This window comes from Profundibacter sp. (assembly GCF_056498605.1).
This window is the reverse complement of sequence record NZ_JBSMEZ010000104.1, coordinates 1-19,571: the sequence shown is the minus strand read 5'-3', so window position 1 is coordinate 19,571 and position 19,571 is coordinate 1. Positions and strand designations below refer to the sequence as shown.

Sequence of the window (19,571 nt, the reverse complement as noted above, 5' to 3'; positions counted from 1 at the left end):
GTTGTTCTGACAGCCGCTATCGTTGGTTTGGGCCTGGCAGTTATGTCAGTTGTTTCCGACGGCACCGAAGCGCTGACAAACAAAATCGGCACTCAGCTGAGCACTCAAACAATCTCGACATCGTTCTAAGTCGCAAGACTTGAAACTGATTAAGAGCCGCGCCCCTAACCGGGCGCGGTTTTTTTCGTTTGGGGCTGCGGTGCGGGCCAAATAAATGCATTTGCCCGAGAATGCCCTAGCTTCGACCACATTTCAGCCACAATGAACCACTAATTTTAATGAATAGAAGGTGCACAAACGCGTCCCCGCAATTGCACTTATAACCGCACGAAATACTATCACACACCTAAAAAGGACTATCAAAATGCTTAACATGATCAAAAACTTCGCCGCAGACGAATCTGGTGCTGTAACCGTTGACTGGGTTGTTCTGACAGCCGCTATCGTTGGTTTGGGCCTGGCAGTTATGTCAGTTGTTTCCGACGGCACCGAAGCGCTGACAAACAAAATCGGCACTCAGCTGACCACTCAAACAATCTCGACATCGTTCTAAGTCGCAAGACTTGAAACTGATTAAGAGCCGCGCCCCTAACCGGGCGCGGTTTTTTTCGTTTGGGGCCAATAAAACCTCACAAACATTTGTTTCGCCTACATTTTTTCATGAACGACCCACATTCTCGCCACAGTATATTAATAGTTTCAATCCATAGAATACAGAAACTACAGGCAACACTAATGGAGAATAAAATGCTTAATACTATTATGAAATTTGTGAAATCCGAAGACGGTGCAGTTACCGTTGACTGGGTTGTTCTAACCGCAGGTATCGTCGGGCTTGGCCTGTCTGTGCTCGCAATCGTTGGCTCAAAAGCAACTGACCAATCGGACAACCTCGGATCGTTCATTGGCAACACTGAACTCACAACAACTTTCTAACGAAAACTGGTTTTCAAAACGATTTATGCCGCAATAGGCAACATTCCATAGAAAACCCGTCTTTTGTCCACTCTTTTGCCGCAATTGATACGCATGGTGGTAATTGAGCAATTTTCAAAGCCCCGAAGCAATCGAGCGCATAAGGGGCACGATAGACGAAAGGATATATCATGCGGATGGTTTTTGGGTTGGTCCTGATTTTAGGTCTTGGGCTGGCCGGTTTCGCAGTTTACATGGCCAAGGGGTTCATTAGCACCTCGCAGGCTAAAACAGCCGAACTGCAGGCCCTTGCGGATAGCATGGTCGATACGGTTCAGGTTTTTGTGGTAAAACGCCAGATCAAATATGGCGAGCGCCTGACAAAAGACGATGTGCGTCTGGTCAGATGGCCCGTTGATGCAATTCCAGAAGGGGTTTTCACCTTTCCGGCAACCGAGATCGAAGAAGGAACACCAGGCGAAGACCTGTTCCCCAAAGGATCTGACAAATTGCGCGCTGTATTGCGCACAATGGAATTGAACGAGCCGGTATTAACCCTAAAGGTCACACAACCTGGTAAAGACGCTGGGATCACATCCCGTCTGACCCCAGGTATGCGCGCCTTTGCTATCAAGGTTGATGTCAGCAGCGGTGTTTCAGGGTTCTTGCGTCCCGGTGACCAGATCGATGTCTACTGGACTGGCCGTCGACCAAATTCGGAATCTGATGAGAACGTCACAAAACTGATCGAAACCGGCGTTCGTCTGATTGCGATTGACCAATCTGCTAACGACGATATCGGCAACGCGAATATTGCCCGCACCGTCACAGTCGAGGCGACACCCCAACAGGTTGCAGCCCTTGCACAAGCACAGGGTTCCGGGCGTTTGTCTCTGTCATTGTTGGGCAGCGGTGACGTAACCGAGGTTGGCGCAATTGAAGTTTCGCAAAACGATCTACTGGGCATTATCGCACAGGAAAGAGTTGTTCTGGAGCAGGAACGCGAATGTACGATCAAAACACGCCGCGGTGCGGAAGTGGTTGAAATTCCAATCCCTTGCACCAACTGATCCGGACTATAGAATTTGAAAAGGGCGGCTCCTGCGCGGGCCGCCCTTTTTTGTTGCGCCTATCCAGATAACCTTGGGTTTTTATCTATTCGACCCATTCCCATGGCCGTGTGAATTCCCCCAGCAGATGCTTCACCGCCTCGTCATCCACATCACCCGTTCGGGTGATCTGCGCCACTAGCCCGCGTTTTTTGCTATCAACTACGCGCGTCACTTCGGCGGCATGGCCTGCTTTGCTTAGGGCCCCATTGTATATCCGCGTAATTGCCATTTTGCGCAGATCCGGTTTGAACACCTTACCTACAGCGGTTTTGGGCAATTCATTCATAATTTCCAGATGCTTGGGCCGCGCAGCCCGTTCATGCACATGTTCATTGGCATGGGCAATCAACTCCTCCACGCTCACCTCGGCCCCGTCGACCAGCTCGACATAAACACAGGGCAATTCGCCAGCAAAACTGTCAGGCTGGCCAATTGCGCCGGCAAAAGCAACCGCTGGGTGACCGGCAAGCGCCTCCTCAATCTCAGCAGGGTCAATATTATGACCACCGCGAATGATCAGATCTTTGGCGCGGCCGGTAATCCACAGATATCCATCCTCGTCAATCCGGCCCAAATCACCCGTGCGCAGATATTTTTCATCGGCAAACAGACCTACGTTCTTCGGCGCCTCGGTGTAGGTGTGCCCTGGGAAAACCCCGGGGTTGAACACACAAATTTCGCCAACCTCGTCAACTCCACATTCGCTGATGATGCTGCCATCCTCGGCGCAGTTCAGAATGCGCACATCGGTGTGCGGGAATGGCAATCCGACCGAGCCGATCTTCTTTTCCCCGTCAGTCGGGTTGATCGACACAAGGCAGGTCGCCTCGGTCAGCCCGTAACCCTCGATCAGGTTCACGCCGGTAGCTTTTTCAAATCTGTTATAGAGTTCAATCGGTAATGGGGCCGATCCCGAAAACGCGATCTTCAGGCTGGATACATCTGCATCAATTGGCCGCTGCATCAAGGCCGAAATCGCGGTAGGCACTGTAATGACAAAGGTGACTTTGTAGCGCTCGATCAATTTCCAGAAATTATCAAACACCCCTTCGCCGCGATAGCCCTGCGGCGTCGGAAACACCACGTGCGAACCCGATGCGATGACCGACATCAGCACAACATGCACCGCGAAAACGTGAAACAGCGGCAATGGGCAGATCAGCGTATCCTGTTCGTCAAACAGCAATGTATTGCCCAACCAGCCATTATAAATCATGCCGGAATATTTGTGCTGCGCCACTTTGGGCATGCCTGTGGTGCCGCCAGTGTGGAAATAGGCCGCCACGCGGTCGCCACCTGCATCAGCAAAATCCAGCGTGGTGTTTTGACGCGACATTTCCTTGGAAAAATTGACCACCCGTGCGCTGTGGGTCACAGGATTCTTGGGCCGGATCAATCCGGCAATCCATTTTTTGGGCGGCACCAGATAGCGCAGTAAGTCGACCTCGACGATGGTTTTAACATTAGGGGCCATTGCCACCGCTTCTGCGGCCTTTTGTGCGACATCGGTTTTGGGGAAACTTTTCAGCGTTACCAATACCTTGGCGTTAGTTTCTCGTAAAATTGACGCGATCTGTTCGGCGTCCAGCAGCGGGTTGATCGGGTTGACAATACCGGCAACCATGCCGCCCAACAGGGTGAACACAGTCTCGTTGGCGTTGGGTAAAAGATAGGCAACCACATCATTTTCGCCGACGCCCATGCCACGAAACATGTTCGCGGTTTGCGTCACTTTGGTATGCAGCGCCCGCCATGTCAGGGTCTCGGCCTTATCTTTCGGTCCCGAGGTGATCTGATAGCTTAACGCATTGCGATTGCCGTGCGCCTCGGTGGTTTTGGTTAGAAATTGATACATCGTCCTAGGTAGGTCGCGCTCTTCCCAAGGGCCTTCATTTTCGATGGCCTGACAATCGGCCAATGTTGCAAAACGTGTCATGTCGTCCTCCCCTGCTTGCACTTTGGCAAGTTGTTTTGCAGGAAGGGTGCGCGGAAATCAGGCTGTGCGCAAGCATTACACGCGAAAAACTTATTCTGCGGCCAAACCATCGGTGAATTGCAGCTTGGCAAGGCGGGCATATATTCCGCCCTCGGCAACCAGTTCCTTATGCGTGCCTTCGGCCACAATCTGGCCCTCGTCAAACACTAGAATGCGGTCGGCCTTTTTCACCGTCGCCAAACGGTGCGCCACAATAAGGGTGGTGCGGTCCGCCGCCATCACCTCGACCGCCTGCTGCACCGCGCGTTCGCTTTCTGCATCCAGCGCCGATGTCGCCTCATCCAGCAACAGGATTGGCGCGTCACGCAAAATTGCCCGTGCAATGGCAATACGCTGCTTTTGCCCGCCCGACAGCATCACGCCACGCTCGCCAACGTAAGTATCATATCCATCCGGCAGCGCCGTCAGGAAATCATGTGCCGCCGCTGCACGCGCCGCCTCTTCCACCTCGGCATCCGTTGCACCGGGGCGGCCAAAGCGGATGTTTTCCATTGCCGAAGTGGCAAAGATAACCGGATCTTGCGGCACCACAGAAATGGCTTGCCTGAACGCGCCGCGCTCCATTTTGCGCAGGTCCACACCATCTATGCTAACACTGCCTTTTTGTGGATCGTAATAGCGCAACAGCAACTGGATAATCGTAGATTTGCCAGCCCCAGACGGGCCAACAAGCGCCACGGTTTCCCCAGGTTTAATGGATACACTGGCACCTTTTAGTGCCGCATGTTTTGGGCGCGCGGGGTAGAAAAAAGTCACGTCGTCAAAATCAATCGCCCCTTTGGGTTTGGCCGCAAGGGCGACAGGTTGCGCCGGATCAACCACGCTATCCTCGGTCTGCAAAAGTTCCACCAGCCGCTCGGTCGCCCCCGCTGCGCGTTGCAATTCGCCCCAAATTTCCGACAGCGCACCAACAGCCCCAGCCACCAAAATTGCATAGATCAGGAACTGCACCAGTTGTCCCGCAGACATAACTTCGGACTGCACATCACGCGCACCGATCCACAAAACCCCGACAACCCCTGAAAATATAAGGAAAATTACGATAACTGTCATCACCGCGCGGGTGCCGATGCGCTTGCGGGCGGCGGTAAACGCCTTCTCGGTTACATCATCAAATTTGACTGTGGTCGCGGCCTCTTGGGTGAACGCCTGCACCGTTTGGACGGAACTTAACGCCTCGGAGGCCGAGCCGGAACTGGCAGCAATCCAGTCCTGGTTTTCGCGGCTAAGTTTGCGCAACCGCCGCCCCAGAACGATGATCGGCACGATGATTGCGGGCACGATCAGCAAAACCAGACCGGTCAATTTGGCGCTGGTGTATAGCATCAACGCCATGCCACCGAAAAGCAGCAAAACATTGCGCAAGGCCACCGATACGCTTGAACCGATCACCGACTGGATCACCGTGGTATCCGTGGTGATCCGCGACAGGATTTCGCCTGTCATAATCCGCTCATAGAACGTGGGGCTTAGGGTGATCACCCGTTCAAACACCGCCTTGCGAATGTCCGCGACCACGCGTTCGCCCAGCCGCGTCACCAGATAATATCGCAGACCAGTGCCAATTGCCAAAGCCGCCGCAATACCCAAGGCCGCGCCGAAATACTGGTCCAGCAGGGCGGCGTTCTCCTCGGAGAATCCGTCAACGACGCGGCGCACGGCCAATGGTAAAATCAACGATATCGCCGCAGTGAACATCAGCGCCAGAGCAGACAGGATGACCATGTGTTTGTAGGGGCGCAGAAACGGGATCAGGCCAGACAATGCGCCAACCTTCTTTGATTTCTCGCGATTTTCTATTTCAGGAGTATTATTCCGCGCCATTTCCGCAATCCCTATCCGCCCTTAACGATTGCGTCTTACTGCTTTGGGTCCCCTTCAACAAGTGGTGGATGGTCACAGGGGGGTAAGTTCTGGGAATTTGGAGCGGGTAGCGGGAATCGAACCCGCGCCTTAAGTTTGGAAAACTCGTATGATACCATTTCACCATACCCGCTAAAACCAGTGTGTATCTAAGTCACTGCTGCAAGATGGTCAAGGATCACTGATAGAATTCAGCACGCGCTATTGTGCATTCGCAAACCAGCATTTATTCCATTGTATAACGCCGAAAATACCAACCAAAGGTTCCTTAAATGACCAAAAAACGCGCCGTTGCGACCTATCTGGCCCTTACCCTGTTGCTGGTTCTGATTGCCTTTGTCCTCACCTATATGCGCAGCGGGGCCGAAAACCTCGCCCCGCAAACGATTGATACAACGGTTGAGGTGATAAAATCCTTTGGCATGATCATCGGGCTGAATATATTCATCAGCTTTTTGATCAAATGGCCGTCTTCCGTGGTGTTGTGGATACCGATCAGCACGGTATTTGTGCTGGTGGCCCATCAACAGCTTGGCGACTGGTTCGGATTGGTTCCGTTGGGTGACATCGGCCGTATGGATGCCTTTTTGATGTATTTGCCGACTGTCGGGTTGGCGAGCTTTGCCGGTGGTCTGCTTGGCATGCTGTTTGGGCGCAAAACGATTACGCCTTAATCGGCTCGATCAACTGCGCCCCCTTCGCGCGGTTTGAATTTACCTCGGTGCCGACCCGGTGTAATTGCAATGCGTCATCCGCAGCGGGCTGCATCAATGTCGCCGCGCCCTTGCCTTCTTCACCCAACCACAGCGCCCAGTTGTCAGGTGTCAAAACCACAGGCATCCGGTGATGTATAGCCGACATCGGCCCATTGGAATCCGTGGTGACAATCGCACATGTGGTCAGGGGGGCCTTCCCGTTGTCCCAGCGCTGCCAAATCCCAGCAAACACCACTGGTTGGCTGTCTGTGCGCTGAATATACCACGGCAGACGTGCGCCATCGTCCGCCTTGCTCCATTCATAAAACCCTGTTGCCGGGATTAAACAGCGTCGCGTCCGGCAGGCTTTGCTGAATGCCGGTTTCTCGGCCAGCGTTTCGGACCGTGCATTGATCAACAACGGGCCGTCATTCACCGTTTTATACCACTGCGGCACGAACCCCCATCGCATTGGTATCAGCCGCCGCCCCGCGTCACTCACCACAACCGACACATTATCGGTCGGACAAATGTTGTAATTGGGCGAAAACGGCAAATCATTGGCAGGCAATGCGGCAAACATCTGCGCCAACTCGTCCAGCAACATCAACATCGTAAAACGACCACACATGACACGACCCTATTAAAACCAGTAAAATGCAAAACACCCCGCGAAAAATTATACGCGGGGTGTTTCAGGTTAATAGAAAGGTAGATTAGTTTCCGACAGTTTTGATCCGGCCCTCAATCTTGGCGGTGATTCCACCGTTCTTTAGAACATAGTCGATCACATCGTTGGCCATCAGGTTGCCGTTTGCCTTGTCGATCAACAAACGCCCACCGCCCAATGCACTGTACCCGTCGCCACCGCCTAGAATATAGTCGTTGGTTGCCAGCTTATAGGTCTTGTTAACATCCAAATCATCGCCACCGACTTTAACCGAAGAAACCCGCGAACCAGCAGGGGCGCTTGGATCATAAACATAGGACATGCCCGAAACTTGCGGGAACCGGCCAGCCCCTTTTTCGACTTGGCTTACCCCGTTTTCCAATGCGGCCAGAACCTGACTGCCAGGAAGTTCCGTCAATACGGTGACGTTGCCAAACGGCAGTTCGCTCAGGATATCGCGCCGTGTCAAAACCGTGCCGGCATCATAAGTGCGATCCGCGCGGATACCGCCGCCGTTGGCAATCGCAACATCTGCACCAGTTGCATCGCGGATCGCATCCGCAATCAGGTTGCCGATGGCGGATTCTTCGCCGCGTATCACGTTACGACGTGAATCCAGTGGACCTGTTGTGGCGCCAATTTCAACGTTCAGGCTTTCATCCAGCTGTTTTTCAAACTCCTCGACCATTGCCTGTGCTTCGGGGTCCGGCGTGACATCTGCCGTATCGATAAAGCGGAAATTCGGGGTCCAGCTCACTTTGCGTTTGCCGCGTGACTCGCCGATTGTCACAGTCAAATCCAGCGGTGACAAGAACCGCCCGTCAATCGAGGTTTCCACATAAGCCGTGCGCCCGTCGTAAGATGTGCCATAGGAATGGTCATCGCCCGACATGATGACATCAAACGCACCACTGGCAATCAGCAAGCGGTCATTGGACATATCGGTTTGCACCACACCGATCACCAGATCAGCACCTTCACCGCGCGCAGCTTTGGCTGCCGCCACACCGGTTTCAACGGTCGGGGCAAACTTCAAATCACCCGAGCTGGTCACTTCGGGGGTCGTATCCTGCGCGACCGGAATCAGGGCAATCTTCACCCCTTCGATTTCTTTCCACATGACGCCGCCCAGACCTGCAACAGCAGATCCGTCGCCGTTTGTGATATTGATTGCGGCCCAAGGATAATTAGAGGCTGCCATTTTCTCGAGAAAATTATCGACACCAAAGTCAAATTCGTGATTGCCCGGAACGGCAATGTCGAATGGCACCAGATTGGTCAGATCAATGGTATTCTGGCCGTGGTCGAACCCGGATAAAATGGACGGCGACAGCATATCGCCATCAAACACATAGATTGTGTTTGGATTGGCTGCCCGCTCGGCTTTGGCAACGGCATTCAGGCGGGCAAACCCACCCTGATCCCCTTCACCATTAAACTGGTAAATATCGCCAACTCCCAGAATGGTAATATTGATCGACTCTTGCGCATAGGCCGGCGTCAGTGTTGCTGCGGCAATGGAAGTGCCGCCCAGAATCGCCGCCATAAGGCTGCGCAAGGTTGCTTTGGAAAATGTAGACATCGTTTATCCCCCTGATGGGTTGAATGAATCATACGGTATCGTGGCGATGTCGCCGCCAAGAGTCAAAGCCTTGACGGCATTCTTTTGGCAAGGCATGTCACCTCCATGCAGATTTACAAAATATTCCTCGGACCTGAATGGGCAGAACTCGACACCAAAGGCGAAACCCTTGGTGCCCCGATTGATCTGGCCGATGGCTTTATCCACTTCTCGACAGCGGTTCAGGCGGGTGAAACCGCCGCCAAATATTTTGCCGGCATCGGCGGGCTGATGCTGATCGCGTTCGAGGCTGATCAGATGGGCGATGCCTTGAAATGGGAGCCATCCCGCGGTGGCGATCTGTTCCCGCATCTTTATCGGCCCCTGAAACGCGCCGAAGTACTTTGGGCCAAACCTTTGCCATACGTTGACGGTGCCTTCATGTTCCCCGATGAAATGATCTGATCCATGCAGATTTATAAAACTCTCCAATCCCACATTTGGGGCCTGATGCAGCTGGACGGTGAAACGGGCGGCAACCCGAATGATGCCTATAACGGCTATATCCGCCTTGAAACTGCGGCCCAGCTCAAACGTATGGCCGACTTGGAAAACGCCAGTCGGCTTGGCATGACAATTGCCGCCTTTGATGCCGATGCGATGGGGGACGATCTTGAATGGGAAGGCGCATATCGTGATGACCCGACACCGGTACTCTATAACCGCAATCTGCGCATGGACGAGCTGCTATGGGCCGAACCCGTGTTGGTGCGCGACGGTAAATATATAATCCCGAAAGGCGTGAAATGAATCTGCTTGAACGCCTCGGTATTGCCGCCCTGCACCGCTTTTACCCCGAACGCGCCCATGCCCTGTCGCTCAAGGCGTTGAACAATGGGCTGGTCCCCCTGCCAGGCTCCTTCACCACCCCGCGCCTGCAAACCACAATCGCGGGGCTGCATCTGCCCACCCCCGTTGGCCTTGCCGCCGGATTTGACAAAAACGCCACCGCCCTTGCCCCGCTTTCACGCGCCGGTTTCGGCTTTAGCGAGGTCGGCGCCGCCACCCCGCGCCCGCAGGATGGCAACCCAAAGCCCCGCCTGTTTCGCCTGTCTAAAGATGCCGCCGTGATCAATCGCTTCGGCTTTAACAACGACGGCATGCAGGCCATCAATGCGCGGCTGGCAAACCGTCCGAAAGACGCAATCATCGGCCTAAATCTGGGGGCAAACAAAGACAGCACCGACCGCGCCGCCGATTTCGCCACAGTTCTGGCCCACTGCGCCCCACATCTGGATTTCGCCACCGTCAATGTATCCTCGCCCAACACCGAAAAATTGCGCGACCTGCAAGGCAAAGAGGCACTCACCGCCCTGCTGAACGGCGTCATGGACACCCGCGCCGCACTGGCCCGCCCGATCCCCGTCTTCCTGAAAATTGCGCCGGACCTTAACGAGCAAGAACTGGCAGAAATCGCCGAAGTCGCCGCCGATATCGGCATTGACGCGATCATCGCCACCAACACCACACTGTCCCGCGACGGGCTGACCAGCCCACACCGCGATGAAACCGGCGGCCTCTCTGGCGCGCCACTATTCGAGGCATCCACCCGCATCCTCGCCCAACTCAGTGTCCTCACAGACGGCAAAATCCCCCTGATCGGAGTCGGTGGCATCGGGTCCGCTGATCAAGCCTATGTCAAAATTTGCGCCGGAGCATCCGCCGTGCAACTCTATTCCGCGATGGTCTATCAAGGGCTATCACTGGTCACTGAAATCGCCAAAGGCCTTGACGAACTGCTGGCCAATGACGGCCACGCCAACATTGCCGACGCGGTTGGCAGCAAACGAAAGGACTGGCTATGACCACGATCTGGCACAACCCCCGCTGCTCCAAATCCCGCGCCACGCTTGAATTGATCAAAGGCACAGGCATCACCCCCGAAATCCGCCTCTATCAGGATAACGCCCCCACGGCGGACGAAATCAGGGCCGCCCTTGCCCTGCTAAACATCCCCGCCGCAGACCTGATCCGCACAGGCGAAGCGCTCTATAAAGAGCTGGGTCTGAAAGACGCCAATGAAGAAACCCTGATCAATGCAATGGCCGAAAACCCCAGATTGATCGAACGTCCCGTGGTCATCAACAACAACAAAGCCGCCTTGGGCCGCCCGCCAGAATCCGTGCTCGACATCCTTTAGGCTTCTTCTTTTCCTAAATACCTCCGCGCGGAGCGCATAGAATCTCTTCTACCCCGCCCGCGCCTCCAACGCCGGATAGCGAACCCCCAGCGTCACCCCCCGCGCCACAAACGAGATCAGCAACGCGATCCACAGCCCGTGATTGCCATAGATCGGCATCAACAGCCAAATCGCCACGGCATAAACCACAAACGACAGCGCCATCATATTGCGCATGTCCTTTGAGCGGGTCGCGCCGATGAATATCCCGTCCAGCATCCATGATGCGATGCCGATGGTGGGGGCAAGGATCATATACACCAGATAAATCCGTGCCTCGGCACGCACCTCAGGTGATGTGGTCATCACATCAATGATCGCCTCGCCAAAGCCCCAGAACACCACCGACATACCTATCACGCTGATCAATCCCCAAAAGCTGGTTAATACAGCCCCGCGTCGTAACGCGGCCCGATTACGCGCCCCCATCGCTTGGCCCACCAACGTTTCCGCAGAAAAGGCGAACCCGTCCAGCGCGTAGGCGGTGATTTCCAGAAACTGCAACAGGATCTGGTTGGCTGCCAACGGCACATCGCCAAAATCCGCACCAAAGAACAGGAACGAAATGAATATCGCCTGCAAAAACAACGAGCGGATCAATATATCGCTGTTGACCAGCATCATCGCCTTCAGTCGCACCCGGTCAAACACCACCGCCCAGTCGCGCCACATCCGGCCGACAAAGGCGGGGCGGCACAGCCACAAGCCCAGCGCCAACCCGCTCCATTCTGCCAAAAACGTGGCAAAGGCCACCCCTTCGACACCCCAGCCAAGGCCCAACACAAACCACAAATCCAGCCCGATGTTCAGGCCGTTTATCCATAGTTGCAACTGCAATAGCGCCCGTGTGCGTTCTTGCGCGATCAGCCAGCCACTCACCCCGTATAGCGCCACTGCCGCGGGCGCCGAATAGATACGGATGCGCATATACTCATGTGCCATCCCCTCGACCTCGGCTGAGGCCGGCGAGACCTGAAATGCCGCCCAGAACAACGGCACCTGCAGGGCAACCATACACAGTCCGGCGACAAATCCGATGATCAGGGCCCGCATCAGCAGCGCCACCACTTCGGCGTGGTCTTTTGCGCCGACCGCTTGGGCCACCATGCCGGTGGTGCCCATCCGCAAGAAACCGAACAGCCAGTAAAATGCGCTCAGAATAACCGCGCCAACACCAACAGCACCAATCGGCGCGGCCTGCCCCAGTTGCCCGACCACACCTGTATCGACCGCACCCAAAATCGGCACGGTGGCGTTTGCCAGCACTATCGGCAGGGCAATTTTCAGAACGCGGGAATGGGTCAGACCGCCCGCAGCCTCACTCACCCCGTTGCGGCATCAGGAAATGCCCCGTGGCTTGGGCAAACAGGCGCTGGCGATTGTCCTGCCACGCCTCGACATGCACAGACGCATAGCGCCGACCCGACCGGTTCACCCGTGCCCGCGCATAGGCGTCACGCGGCAGGCCGGACCGCAGGTAATCAATGGTGAAATCAATCGTCTTGGGTAGACGGGGCAATGTTTCCGGCTCTACCTCGCCACTTTCAATGTCATTCCACAACATCTGCCAGCTAAGGCCGATCACCGCTGTGATTTCCAGAAACGCCGCCGTCACCCCGCCGTGGATTGCAGGCAGCATCTGGTTGCCGATCAGTTTTTCATCAAACGATAGCACCGCCGTCAGCTCATCCCCCCGACGATCAAACGTCACCCCCAGAAAACTGATATAGGGCACCCCATGCACCAAAGAATTTAGCGCCGCATCGCGGCGCTGCTTGATCACCTGCACGGGTTCTGGACGGCGGCTCATGATTTACCCCCCGTTTCGCGTTGTATTGTAAAGGTGCCCGTCGCGGTGGCCACTGGCCGCGCGGTATCCTCGTCTGTGGCCGTTGCCCGCACAAACGCAACCGTGCGGGTCACATGATAACATTCCGCATGCGCCGTGATCCGTTGCCCGGGTGTGGCGGGCCGCATATAGTCAATGCGCAAATCCAGCGTCGCGGTGCCCATGGTGCCGGTTGGATGGCACATCACCGCCGCCCCGCTGCTGGTGTCCATCAAGGCCGAAACCGCCCCACCTGAAATCACACCGGTTTCAGGGTCGCCAATGAAACGTTCGTCATATGGCATTGATATTTCAGCCCGCCCCTCACCGATCTTACCCAGATCCATGCCCAGCGCCTTAAAATGTGGCATGGCGGTAAAAAATTGCTGGATCAAATTGACCCGTGCCGCGCCTTCATGGGGTTCCGATTTCGTCACGCGCCCACTCCTTGTCCTGAAAATGATGTCGCACTTTTGTTATTTCGCCTGTCACGTATCGGCGCAAGCCCTATCTGCAGCGCTATACCCGACAATTTCACTGGGTAATTACTTGCAATCCATTCTCACTATCCATAGTGATATTGTCAGGTATAGAATCGGAACACCCAATGACCACCCAAACTGTAAAAATTGGCATTCCCTCGCGCAGCCTTGTTGCTCTGCTTCGCAAGTATAATCCACTGCGCAAACCGCGCGCCGCGATTGTGCTGACATTGACCATTCTGGCGCTTTGGCCAGATGGAGTCGGACAGGTTACACGCGGATTGATGCATGACGCCTATGTCGGCGTGTCGGTTTTTGTCGCGGCCACCCTGATGCTGGTTTATGGCAGCGAGCGATTTTTCGATGTCAATCTGGGCGATTTCCTGCGCCGACAGACAGCCCTGCAAATTCCGATTGCCGCCCTGTTGGGCATGTCACCCGGCTGTGCAGGTGCGATTATCGTGACTTCGGCGTATTCCTCTGGCAATGTAACGCTCGGCGCTCTGGTTGCCGCCCTGACAGGCACGATGGGGGACGCCGCGTTTTTACTGATCGCCACAAAACCGCTGACAGCCGCCGTTATCCTACCAGTTTCACTGGTTGCAGGCATCATCACGGGTCTGATTGTTGACCGTTTTCACAAAAAACACATCCCCGGCCGCGCCAATGCCAGCTGCCAACTGGGCGTGCGTATTGGCAGGGTCCGCCACCGCGATAAACTGTTTGCCGCCATTGCTGTGCCCGGTTTGGGGCTTGGCCTGCTGGATGCTTTTCAGGTTGTTCCCTCACCTCTGATGGTAACAATCGGCATGATCATCGCGCTGGTCGGTATGGCACTGATCCTGTTGATCTGGTTGATTTCCCCGATGCAGGCTATTTCCCACCCGGACGATCCGGCCCTGACCCGCGCCACCGAGGAAACCGCCTTTATCACCATCTGGGTGCTGGTGGCCTATCTGGGCTATGGTTATGTCGAGGCGTTCTCGGGGCTTGATATAGGGGCCCTGTTTTCCACCGTTGCCATCGCCATGCCGCTGATTGGCGTGCTGATCGGCTTCATCCCCGGCTGCGGGCCGCAAATTCTGGTGGCAACATTGTATATCAACGGTGTTGTGCCGTTCTCGGCTCTGATCGCAAATTCAATTTCAAACGACGGCGACGCCCTGTTCCCCGCCATTGCCCTGAACCCAAAGGCGGCGTTGCTGGCAACGATCTATACTTCCTTCCCTGCGCTCGTGCTGGGCTATGCCTTCTATTTCTTCGCCCCCGGCTTTATGAATTGAAACAATTGCAACAATAAGGCGTTGCGGGTAACTTGTTCTTAACAATGAACGAGAACCCGCCGGATGTCTGACACCCAATTAACCTTCAAAGAGATGTGCGCACGGTTTGACGTGACCCCGCGCACCTTGCGGTATTACGAATACATTGAACTGCTGACCCCTGAAAAAGACGGGCGCACCCGCAGCTATGGTGCGCGCGAAACGGCGCGTATGGTGCTGATCCTGCGCGGTCGGCGCTTTGGCTTCTCGCTTGAGGAAATCCGCCAATGGCTCGAGATTTACGAGCAAAAGGGCACTGAGGCGCAGCTTGAAATCTGGGTAGAGCAGGCAGACCGCCAACTGGACGAACTGGGCAAACAACGCCAACAGCTCGACGAATCAATTTCAGAACTACAACAATTGCGCGATGAGGCTGCTGAGACGTTAAAGTCCGTAAAATAAGGTATGGAATACCTTACCCCGGACCAGAAACCTGAAAGTCGCCTACATAATTTTCTTTCGTCTGACCCTACGTCAACTTTCCTGACGTTTCGTCATTTTGCTTTTGACGCCACGTCACGTTTACCTTTACGTCAAGCATGGTTGTATGGTGAGCGGGCGCACCGCATGTCCTGACCAGTAACGAGGGCCATATCAGGAGCGTGCCATGAAAGACGATGACACAATGACAATTCGACAAATGTGCGACATGTTTGATGTAACAGCCCGCACATTACGGTTTTATGAATCCAAAGAGCTTCTTTCGCCAATCCGCGAAGGACAAAAGCGGCTGTTTACCAAACGTGATCGTGCAAGGCTAACACTGATCTTGCGTGCCAAACGGTTTGGCTTCAGTCTGGAAGAATCCCGTCAATTGCTGGATCTATATGATGTGGATGACAAAGGACAAACACAACTGGTGCGCTCTTATGAACAGGCGTGCCTGCGTCTGGCTGCAATGGAGCGGCAATTTGAAGAATTGGGCGAAGCGATTATCGACTTGAAGAAACATATCAAATGGGGTGCCGAAAAACTCGCATCATTTGAACTGCGTGCTGCCGAATAATAATTAAGGATATCCAACCATGCCCAGCTACACCGCACCCGTCAAAGACATCCAATTTATCCTGCATGATCTATTGGGCGTCAGCGCCAGCGACATACAAGGGTATGACGAATTGGAAGCCGATTTTACGGCGGCTGTTCTGGAAGAAGCCGGCAAAGTGGCAAGCGAGGTGATCGCGCCGATCAACGCGTCGGGCGACGTTGAGGGCTGCACATTTGAAAACGGACTGGTCAGCACTCCCAAAGGGTTCAAGCAAGCCTTTGAGGTGATGAAAGAGGGCGGCTGGACCGGTCTGGATTGCGACCCCGAATATGGCGGCCAGAATATGCCCTATGTGTTGGGCACCGCGGTTGGCGAAATTTTCTCGGGCGCCAATCAGGCGTTCACCATGTATCAGGGTCTAACCCACGGGGCCTATTCGGCGATCCACGCACACGGCACGGACGCGCAAAAGGCCAAATTCCTGCCCAAAATGGTGTCCTGCGAATGGACCGGTACGATGAACCTGACGGAATCCCATTGCGGCACCGATCTGGGCCTGATGCGCACCAAGGCCGATCCGCAAAGCGACGGCAGCTATAAAATCACCGGCGAGAAAATCTTTATTTCGGCGGGGGACCATGACCTGTCGGACAACACCATCCATCTGGTGCTGGCCAAAATCGCTGGCGGGCCGGACGGGATCAAAGGCGTGTCCCTGTTCATCGTGCCAAAATACATCGTCAAGGATGATGGTGCGCTTGGCCCATCCAACGGCGTGTCGGTCGGCAGCATCGAGGAGAAGATGGGCATCCACGCCAACGCCACCTGCGTGATGGTCTATAATGACTCGGTCGGCTACCTATTGGGCGAGGAACACAAAGGCATGCGCGCCATGTTCACCATGATGAACGAAGCGCGGATTGGCGTGGGCATGCAAGGGCTGGCCCAAGCCGAAGCCGCTTACCAAAATGCGGTGATCTACGCCAAGGACCGTTTGCAAGGGCGCGATGTGACGGGGGCAAAGAACCCTGATGGCCCGGCTGATCCGATCATTGTGCATCCCGACGTGCGCCGCAATTTGATGGATCAGAAAAGCTTTGTCGAGGGTGGTCGTGCCTTCCTGCTCTGGAGCGCCAACCTGATTGATCAGGTGCACCGCTCTGGTGATAAAGATGCCGACGGGCTGGTTTCTTTGATGACACCGGTTGTGAAGGGCTTCTTAACTGACAAAGGCTTTGATATGACCGTGCAGGCCCAACAGGTGTTCGGCGGTCACGGCTATATTGAAGAACACGGCATGAGCCAGTTCGTGCGCGACGCCCGCATCACCCAGATTTACGAGGGTGCCAACGGAGTTCAGGCGCTGGACCTTGTGGGGCGCAAACTGGCGCAGGATGGCGGCAAACATGTGATGGCCTTCTTTGGCATGGTCAAAACCTTTATCAAGGAAAACGAGGGGGACGAGGCGCTGAAGGCTGACTTCCTCGACCCCTTGAAACAAGCCAGCAAGGACTTGCAGGCGGCGGGCATGTATTTCATGCAAAACGGCATGAAAAATCCAAACCACGCGCTGGCGGGTTCAAACGACTTTATGCACCTATTCGGCCACACCTGTCTGGGGCTGATGTGGGCACGCATGGCCAAAGCCGCCAATGCGGCGCTGGCCGCCGGCGCCTCCGACACCGTGTTCTATGAGACCAAACTCGCCACAGGGCGCTATTATATGGCCCGCCACCTGCCCGCCACAGGCATGCACCTTGCGCGGATTGAATCAGGGGCCGATACGGTTATGGCGCTGGACGCCGAAGCGTTCTAAACTGATCGAAATTGCTCCAAGGGAGGAGCACTCACGGCAGGTGGCTTTCGCATATGGGGTGCGAAAGCCACCCCACCGAACTTACGGGAGACAACATGCCCAAACGCCTGCGCCTGACCCGCCGATTTCCGGTCGCCATGACCGAAGACGGCTACCGCCGCTTGAAACGCTTCTCGAAAGAGGCTGGATTAGACGAGGGCGAGGCCCTGTCATTCTTGTTTGAAAACTTCAACAGCGTGATTAACGAGGACAACCTGACCCACCGCCTGCGCCTGTTCAATTCCGAACTGGAGGCGCGTAAACGGTGATGGGTTTGGTGGGGGAAATGCCGGATCGCCTCCGGCGGAGGTATTTAGAAAAAGAAGAAGGGGGCCCCAATATGACCCCGCTTCAACCAGCCCATAAGGCGGGGCAAAGCGGGGCCTTCTCCTTTTACGGTCATCGGCTCCTCAGCCTGTGCCGCACAACCACCTTAGGCCCATTAACCTTAATACATTCTTACTGCCCCCTTTCTTCTTTTTCTAAATACCTTGGGGGTCTGGGGGTAAAACCCCCAGTTGGGCCGGTAGGGCAAATAGTGAAAGGTACGATATGACACTCCAGCTTTATTGTTTCGGCGAAAGCGGCAATTCCTACAAAGCAGCACTGGCACTTGAATTGTCAGGGCTGGACTGGGAACCAATCTACGTCGACTTTTTCGGCGGCGAGGCCCGTAGCCCCGAATTTCGCACACTAAATGTCATGGGTGAAGCGCCCGCCTTGGTGGACGGTGATCTGACCCTGACCCAGTCCGGCGTCATTCAGGATTACGTGGTTGAAAAATCCGGCAAGCTGGGCGGCAAAGACAGCACCGAGACCCGCGAAATCCTGCGCTGGATCCTGTGGGACAACCACAAGCTCTCGTCTCCCGTTGGCATGACCCGTTTCCTGATCCACTTCCTGCCCAAAGACAAACAACCCGAGGGCGTGATCCCCTTCACCCAAAGCCGCCTAAAAGCCGCCTACGCCACCCTGAACACTCATCTTGAAGGTCGCAACTGGATCGTCGGCGATCATATGACCATCGCTGACCTATCCTGCTGCGGCTACCTCTACTATCCCGAAAAATTCGGATTCGAGCGCGCAGACTGGCCCCACATTGACGCCTGGCTAACCCGCATCAGCGACACACCAGGTTGGAAACACCCCTATGATCTGATGCCCGGAAGCCCCGCTGATCGCGCATAACAAAGGAAATAAAAATGACCGAAGCCTATATTTACGACGCCGTTCGATCCCCCCGTGGCAAGGGGCGCAAAGACGGTGCCCTGCACGAAGTCACCGCCGTGCGCCTGTCCGCGCAAATCCTGAACGCAATCAAGGACCGGAACAATCTGGATACCAAAGCGATCGAGGATGTGATCTGGGGCAATGCCACCCAAGTCAAGGAACAGGGTGGCTGCCTCGCCCGCACCGCCGTATTGGCGTCTGATTTCGACGAACAGGTGCCGGGCCTTGCGATCAACCGCTTTTGTGCATCCGGCATGGAAGCCGTTAACCTTGCTGCCAACCAGATCAAGGGTGGTGCAGGTTCAGCCTATGTTGCGGGCGGTGTCGAAATGATGGGCCGTGTCGCTATGGGCAGTGACGGAGCCGCCATTGCAGTTGACCCCACCGTTGCGATGAAAACCTATTTCGTGCCCCAAGGTATCTCGGCCGATCTGATCGCCACCGAATACGGGTTCACCCGCGAGCAGGCCGACGCGCTGGCGGTCGAGAGCCAGAACCGCGCCAAAGCGGCATGGGACGACAACCGTTTTGCAAAATCGATCATCCCGATCCTTGACCAGAACGGCCTGCCGATCCTTGACCACGACGAATACATGCGCCCGGGCACCGACATGCAAACCCTTGGCGCACTCAGGGCCAGCTTCAAGGATATGGGCGAGGTGATGCCCGGCTTTGATAAAGTCGCCATCATGAAATACCCGCATCTGGAACGGATCAACCACATCCACCACGCGGGCAATTCTTCAGGCATTGTCGATGGCTCTGCCGCTGTTCTGATCGGCAACAAGGATTTCGGCGAGCGCCACGGTTTGAAA

At 55.2% G+C, this 19,571-nt stretch carries 22 protein-coding genes and 1 tRNA gene; 15 read left to right on the top strand and 8 right to left on the bottom strand.

What is annotated here, in order from left to right:
• Positions 1-364 precede the first annotated feature (364 nt).
• The 3 genes from ACWB12_RS10905 (at position 365) to cpaB (ending at position 1,985) form a co-directional block, all read left to right on the top strand.
• Complete coding sequence (locus tag ACWB12_RS10905) at positions 365-553, top strand: Flp family type IVb pilin (protein ID WP_479530112.1); 189 nt, start codon at positions 365-367, stop codon at positions 551-553.
• Positions 554-747: 194 nt separating this feature from the next.
• Complete coding sequence (locus ACWB12_RS10900; protein ID WP_479530111.1) at positions 748-936, top strand: Flp family type IVb pilin; 189 nt, start codon at positions 748-750, stop codon at positions 934-936.
• 170 nt (positions 937-1,106) lie between these two features.
• A complete protein-coding gene (cpaB, locus tag ACWB12_RS10895; RefSeq protein ID WP_479530110.1) occupies positions 1,107-1,985 on the top strand; it encodes a Flp pilus assembly protein CpaB in 879 nt (292 codons plus the stop codon).
• A gap of 85 nt (positions 1,986-2,070) precedes the next feature.
• Here cpaB and ACWB12_RS10890 read toward each other — a convergent pair whose 3' ends face one another.
• The 3 genes from ACWB12_RS10890 to ACWB12_RS10880 form a co-directional block, all read right to left on the bottom strand.
• The gene (locus ACWB12_RS10890; protein ID WP_479530109.1) at positions 2,071-3,963 is read right to left on the bottom strand and encodes an acyl-CoA synthetase; all 1,893 of its coding nucleotides are present in this window, start codon (positions 3,961-3,963) and stop codon (positions 2,071-2,073) included.
• 90 nt (positions 3,964-4,053) lie between these two features.
• Positions 4,054-5,847, bottom strand: a complete 1,794-nt coding sequence (locus ACWB12_RS10885; protein WP_479530108.1) for an ABC transporter transmembrane domain-containing protein — start codon at positions 5,845-5,847, stop codon at positions 4,054-4,056.
• Between the two features lie 98 nt (positions 5,848-5,945).
• A tRNA-Gly gene (locus tag ACWB12_RS10880) sits at positions 5,946-6,019 on the bottom strand.
• Between the two features lie 139 nt (positions 6,020-6,158).
• Here ACWB12_RS10880 and ACWB12_RS10875 point away from each other — a divergent pair.
• Entirely contained in the window at positions 6,159-6,560 is a 402-nt protein-coding gene (locus tag ACWB12_RS10875; protein ID WP_479530107.1) for a hypothetical protein, read from the top strand.
• Here the strand turns inward: ACWB12_RS10875 and ACWB12_RS10870 are convergent.
• Together ACWB12_RS10870 and ACWB12_RS10865 are read right to left on the bottom strand one after the other, a co-directional pair.
• A complete protein-coding gene (locus ACWB12_RS10870) occupies positions 6,550-7,212 on the bottom strand; it encodes an SOS response-associated peptidase (protein WP_479530106.1) in 663 nt (220 codons plus the stop codon). The two genes, ACWB12_RS10875 and ACWB12_RS10870, sit on opposite strands and share 11 nt — an antisense overlap.
• 85 nt (positions 7,213-7,297) lie before the next feature.
• The gene (locus ACWB12_RS10865) at positions 7,298-8,833 is read right to left on the bottom strand and encodes a bifunctional metallophosphatase/5'-nucleotidase (protein WP_479530105.1); all 1,536 of its coding nucleotides are present in this window, start codon (positions 8,831-8,833) and stop codon (positions 7,298-7,300) included.
• A 105-nt stretch (positions 8,834-8,938) separates the two neighbouring features.
• Between ACWB12_RS10865 and ACWB12_RS10860 the strand changes: the two genes are divergently transcribed.
• From ACWB12_RS10860 to arsC, 4 genes are read left to right on the top strand one after another with little or no spacing between them, the layout of a single operon-like run.
• Positions 8,939-9,277, top strand: coding sequence for a DUF952 domain-containing protein (locus tag ACWB12_RS10860; RefSeq protein WP_479530104.1), 339 nt, complete (start codon positions 8,939-8,941; stop codon positions 9,275-9,277).
• Positions 9,278-9,280: 3 nt separating this feature from the next.
• Positions 9,281-9,622, top strand: a complete 342-nt coding sequence (locus ACWB12_RS10855) for a DUF952 domain-containing protein (RefSeq protein ID WP_479530103.1) — start codon at positions 9,281-9,283, stop codon at positions 9,620-9,622.
• On the top strand, positions 9,619-10,677 hold the full coding sequence (locus ACWB12_RS10850; RefSeq protein ID WP_479530102.1) for a quinone-dependent dihydroorotate dehydrogenase: 1,059 nt from the start codon (positions 9,619-9,621) through the stop codon (positions 10,675-10,677). The genes ACWB12_RS10855 and ACWB12_RS10850 overlap by 4 nt, the downstream gene beginning before the upstream one ends.
• Positions 10,674-11,012 carry an arsenate reductase (glutaredoxin) gene (gene arsC, locus ACWB12_RS10845; RefSeq protein WP_479530101.1) on the top strand — a complete coding sequence of 113 codons (339 nt, stop codon included), beginning with the start codon at positions 10,674-10,676 and terminating at the stop codon, positions 11,010-11,012. The genes ACWB12_RS10850 and arsC overlap by 4 nt, the downstream gene beginning before the upstream one ends.
• 48 nt (positions 11,013-11,060) lie before the next feature.
• On the opposite strand, the gene ACWB12_RS10840 is transcribed toward arsC, so the two are convergent.
• The 3 genes from ACWB12_RS10840 to ACWB12_RS10830 are packed head-to-tail and all read right to left on the bottom strand — an operon-like array spanning position 11,061 to position 13,250.
• Positions 11,061-12,377: an MATE family efflux transporter gene (locus tag ACWB12_RS10840; protein WP_479530100.1), complete on the bottom strand. Its 1,317-nt coding sequence runs from the start codon at positions 12,375-12,377 to the stop codon at positions 11,061-11,063.
• On the bottom strand, positions 12,370-12,861 hold the full coding sequence (locus ACWB12_RS10835) for a PaaI family thioesterase (protein ID WP_479530099.1): 492 nt from the start codon (positions 12,859-12,861) through the stop codon (positions 12,370-12,372). The genes ACWB12_RS10840 and ACWB12_RS10835 overlap by 8 nt, the downstream gene beginning before the upstream one ends.
• The gene (locus ACWB12_RS10830) at positions 12,858-13,250 is read right to left on the bottom strand and encodes a PaaI family thioesterase (protein WP_479530113.1); all 393 of its coding nucleotides are present in this window, start codon (positions 13,248-13,250) and stop codon (positions 12,858-12,860) included. Before ACWB12_RS10830 ends, ACWB12_RS10835 begins: the two co-directional genes overlap by 4 nt.
• A 236-nt stretch (positions 13,251-13,486) precedes the next feature.
• On the opposite strand from ACWB12_RS10830, the gene ACWB12_RS10825 reads away from it, so the two are divergent.
• The 7 genes from ACWB12_RS10825 to ACWB12_RS10795 form a co-directional block, all read left to right on the top strand.
• On the top strand, positions 13,487-14,644 hold the full coding sequence (locus tag ACWB12_RS10825) for a putative manganese transporter (RefSeq protein WP_479530098.1): 1,158 nt from the start codon (positions 13,487-13,489) through the stop codon (positions 14,642-14,644).
• Between the two features lie 63 nt (positions 14,645-14,707).
• On the top strand, positions 14,708-15,085 hold the full coding sequence (locus ACWB12_RS10820; protein ID WP_479530097.1) for a MerR family transcriptional regulator: 378 nt from the start codon (positions 14,708-14,710) through the stop codon (positions 15,083-15,085).
• Between the two features lie 205 nt (positions 15,086-15,290).
• Positions 15,291-15,689, top strand: a complete 399-nt coding sequence (locus tag ACWB12_RS10815; protein ID WP_479530096.1) for a MerR family transcriptional regulator — start codon at positions 15,291-15,293, stop codon at positions 15,687-15,689.
• Positions 15,690-15,708: 19 nt separating this feature from the next.
• A complete protein-coding gene (locus ACWB12_RS10810; RefSeq protein WP_479530095.1) occupies positions 15,709-17,487 on the top strand; it encodes an acyl-CoA dehydrogenase C-terminal domain-containing protein in 1,779 nt (592 codons plus the stop codon).
• A gap of 95 nt (positions 17,488-17,582) precedes the next feature.
• Positions 17,583-17,795 (top strand): hypothetical protein, encoded by a 213-nt coding sequence (locus ACWB12_RS10805; protein WP_479530094.1) that lies wholly within the window; start codon positions 17,583-17,585, stop codon positions 17,793-17,795.
• A gap of 283 nt (positions 17,796-18,078) precedes the next feature.
• Positions 18,079-18,714: a glutathione S-transferase family protein gene (locus tag ACWB12_RS10800; protein WP_479530093.1), complete on the top strand. Its 636-nt coding sequence runs from the start codon at positions 18,079-18,081 to the stop codon at positions 18,712-18,714.
• Positions 18,715-18,728: 14 nt separating this feature from the next.
• Positions 18,729-19,571 (top strand): thiolase family protein (locus ACWB12_RS10795; RefSeq protein WP_479530092.1); only part of this gene is annotated, 843 nt, incomplete at its 3' end.

Coding starts and splice junctions, on each gene's coding strand:
- ACWB12_RS10905 (WP_479530112.1), top strand. CDS start 365: ATGCTTAACATGATCAAAAACTTCGCCGCAGACGAATCTGGTGCTGTA.
- ACWB12_RS10900 (WP_479530111.1), top strand. CDS start 748: ATGCTTAATACTATTATGAAATTTGTGAAATCCGAAGACGGTGCAGTT.
- cpaB (WP_479530110.1), top strand. CDS start 1,107: ATGCGGATGGTTTTTGGGTTGGTCCTGATTTTAGGTCTTGGGCTGGCC.
- ACWB12_RS10890 (WP_479530109.1), bottom strand. CDS start 3,963: ATGACACGTTTTGCAACATTGGCCGATTGTCAGGCCATCGAAAATGAA.
- ACWB12_RS10885 (WP_479530108.1), bottom strand. CDS start 5,847: ATGGCGCGGAATAATACTCCTGAAATAGAAAATCGCGAGAAATCAAAG.
- ACWB12_RS10875 (WP_479530107.1), top strand. CDS start 6,159: ATGACCAAAAAACGCGCCGTTGCGACCTATCTGGCCCTTACCCTGTTG.
- ACWB12_RS10870 (WP_479530106.1), bottom strand. CDS start 7,212: ATGTGTGGTCGTTTTACGATGTTGATGTTGCTGGACGAGTTGGCGCAG.
- ACWB12_RS10865 (WP_479530105.1), bottom strand. CDS start 8,833: ATGTCTACATTTTCCAAAGCAACCTTGCGCAGCCTTATGGCGGCGATT.
- ACWB12_RS10860 (WP_479530104.1), top strand. CDS start 8,939: ATGCAGATTTACAAAATATTCCTCGGACCTGAATGGGCAGAACTCGAC.
- ACWB12_RS10855 (WP_479530103.1), top strand. CDS start 9,281: ATGCAGATTTATAAAACTCTCCAATCCCACATTTGGGGCCTGATGCAG.
- ACWB12_RS10850 (WP_479530102.1), top strand. CDS start 9,619: ATGAATCTGCTTGAACGCCTCGGTATTGCCGCCCTGCACCGCTTTTAC.
- arsC (WP_479530101.1), top strand. CDS start 10,674: ATGACCACGATCTGGCACAACCCCCGCTGCTCCAAATCCCGCGCCACG.
- ACWB12_RS10835 (WP_479530099.1), bottom strand. CDS start 12,861: ATGAGCCGCCGTCCAGAACCCGTGCAGGTGATCAAGCAGCGCCGCGAT.
- ACWB12_RS10830 (WP_479530113.1), bottom strand. CDS start 13,250: ATGCCACATTTTAAGGCGCTGGGCATGGATCTGGGTAAGATCGGTGAG.
- ACWB12_RS10825 (WP_479530098.1), top strand. CDS start 13,487: ATGACCACCCAAACTGTAAAAATTGGCATTCCCTCGCGCAGCCTTGTT.
- ACWB12_RS10820 (WP_479530097.1), top strand. CDS start 14,708: ATGTCTGACACCCAATTAACCTTCAAAGAGATGTGCGCACGGTTTGAC.
- ACWB12_RS10815 (WP_479530096.1), top strand. CDS start 15,291: ATGAAAGACGATGACACAATGACAATTCGACAAATGTGCGACATGTTT.
- ACWB12_RS10810 (WP_479530095.1), top strand. CDS start 15,709: ATGCCCAGCTACACCGCACCCGTCAAAGACATCCAATTTATCCTGCAT.
- ACWB12_RS10805 (WP_479530094.1), top strand. CDS start 17,583: ATGCCCAAACGCCTGCGCCTGACCCGCCGATTTCCGGTCGCCATGACC.
- ACWB12_RS10800 (WP_479530093.1), top strand. CDS start 18,079: ATGACACTCCAGCTTTATTGTTTCGGCGAAAGCGGCAATTCCTACAAA.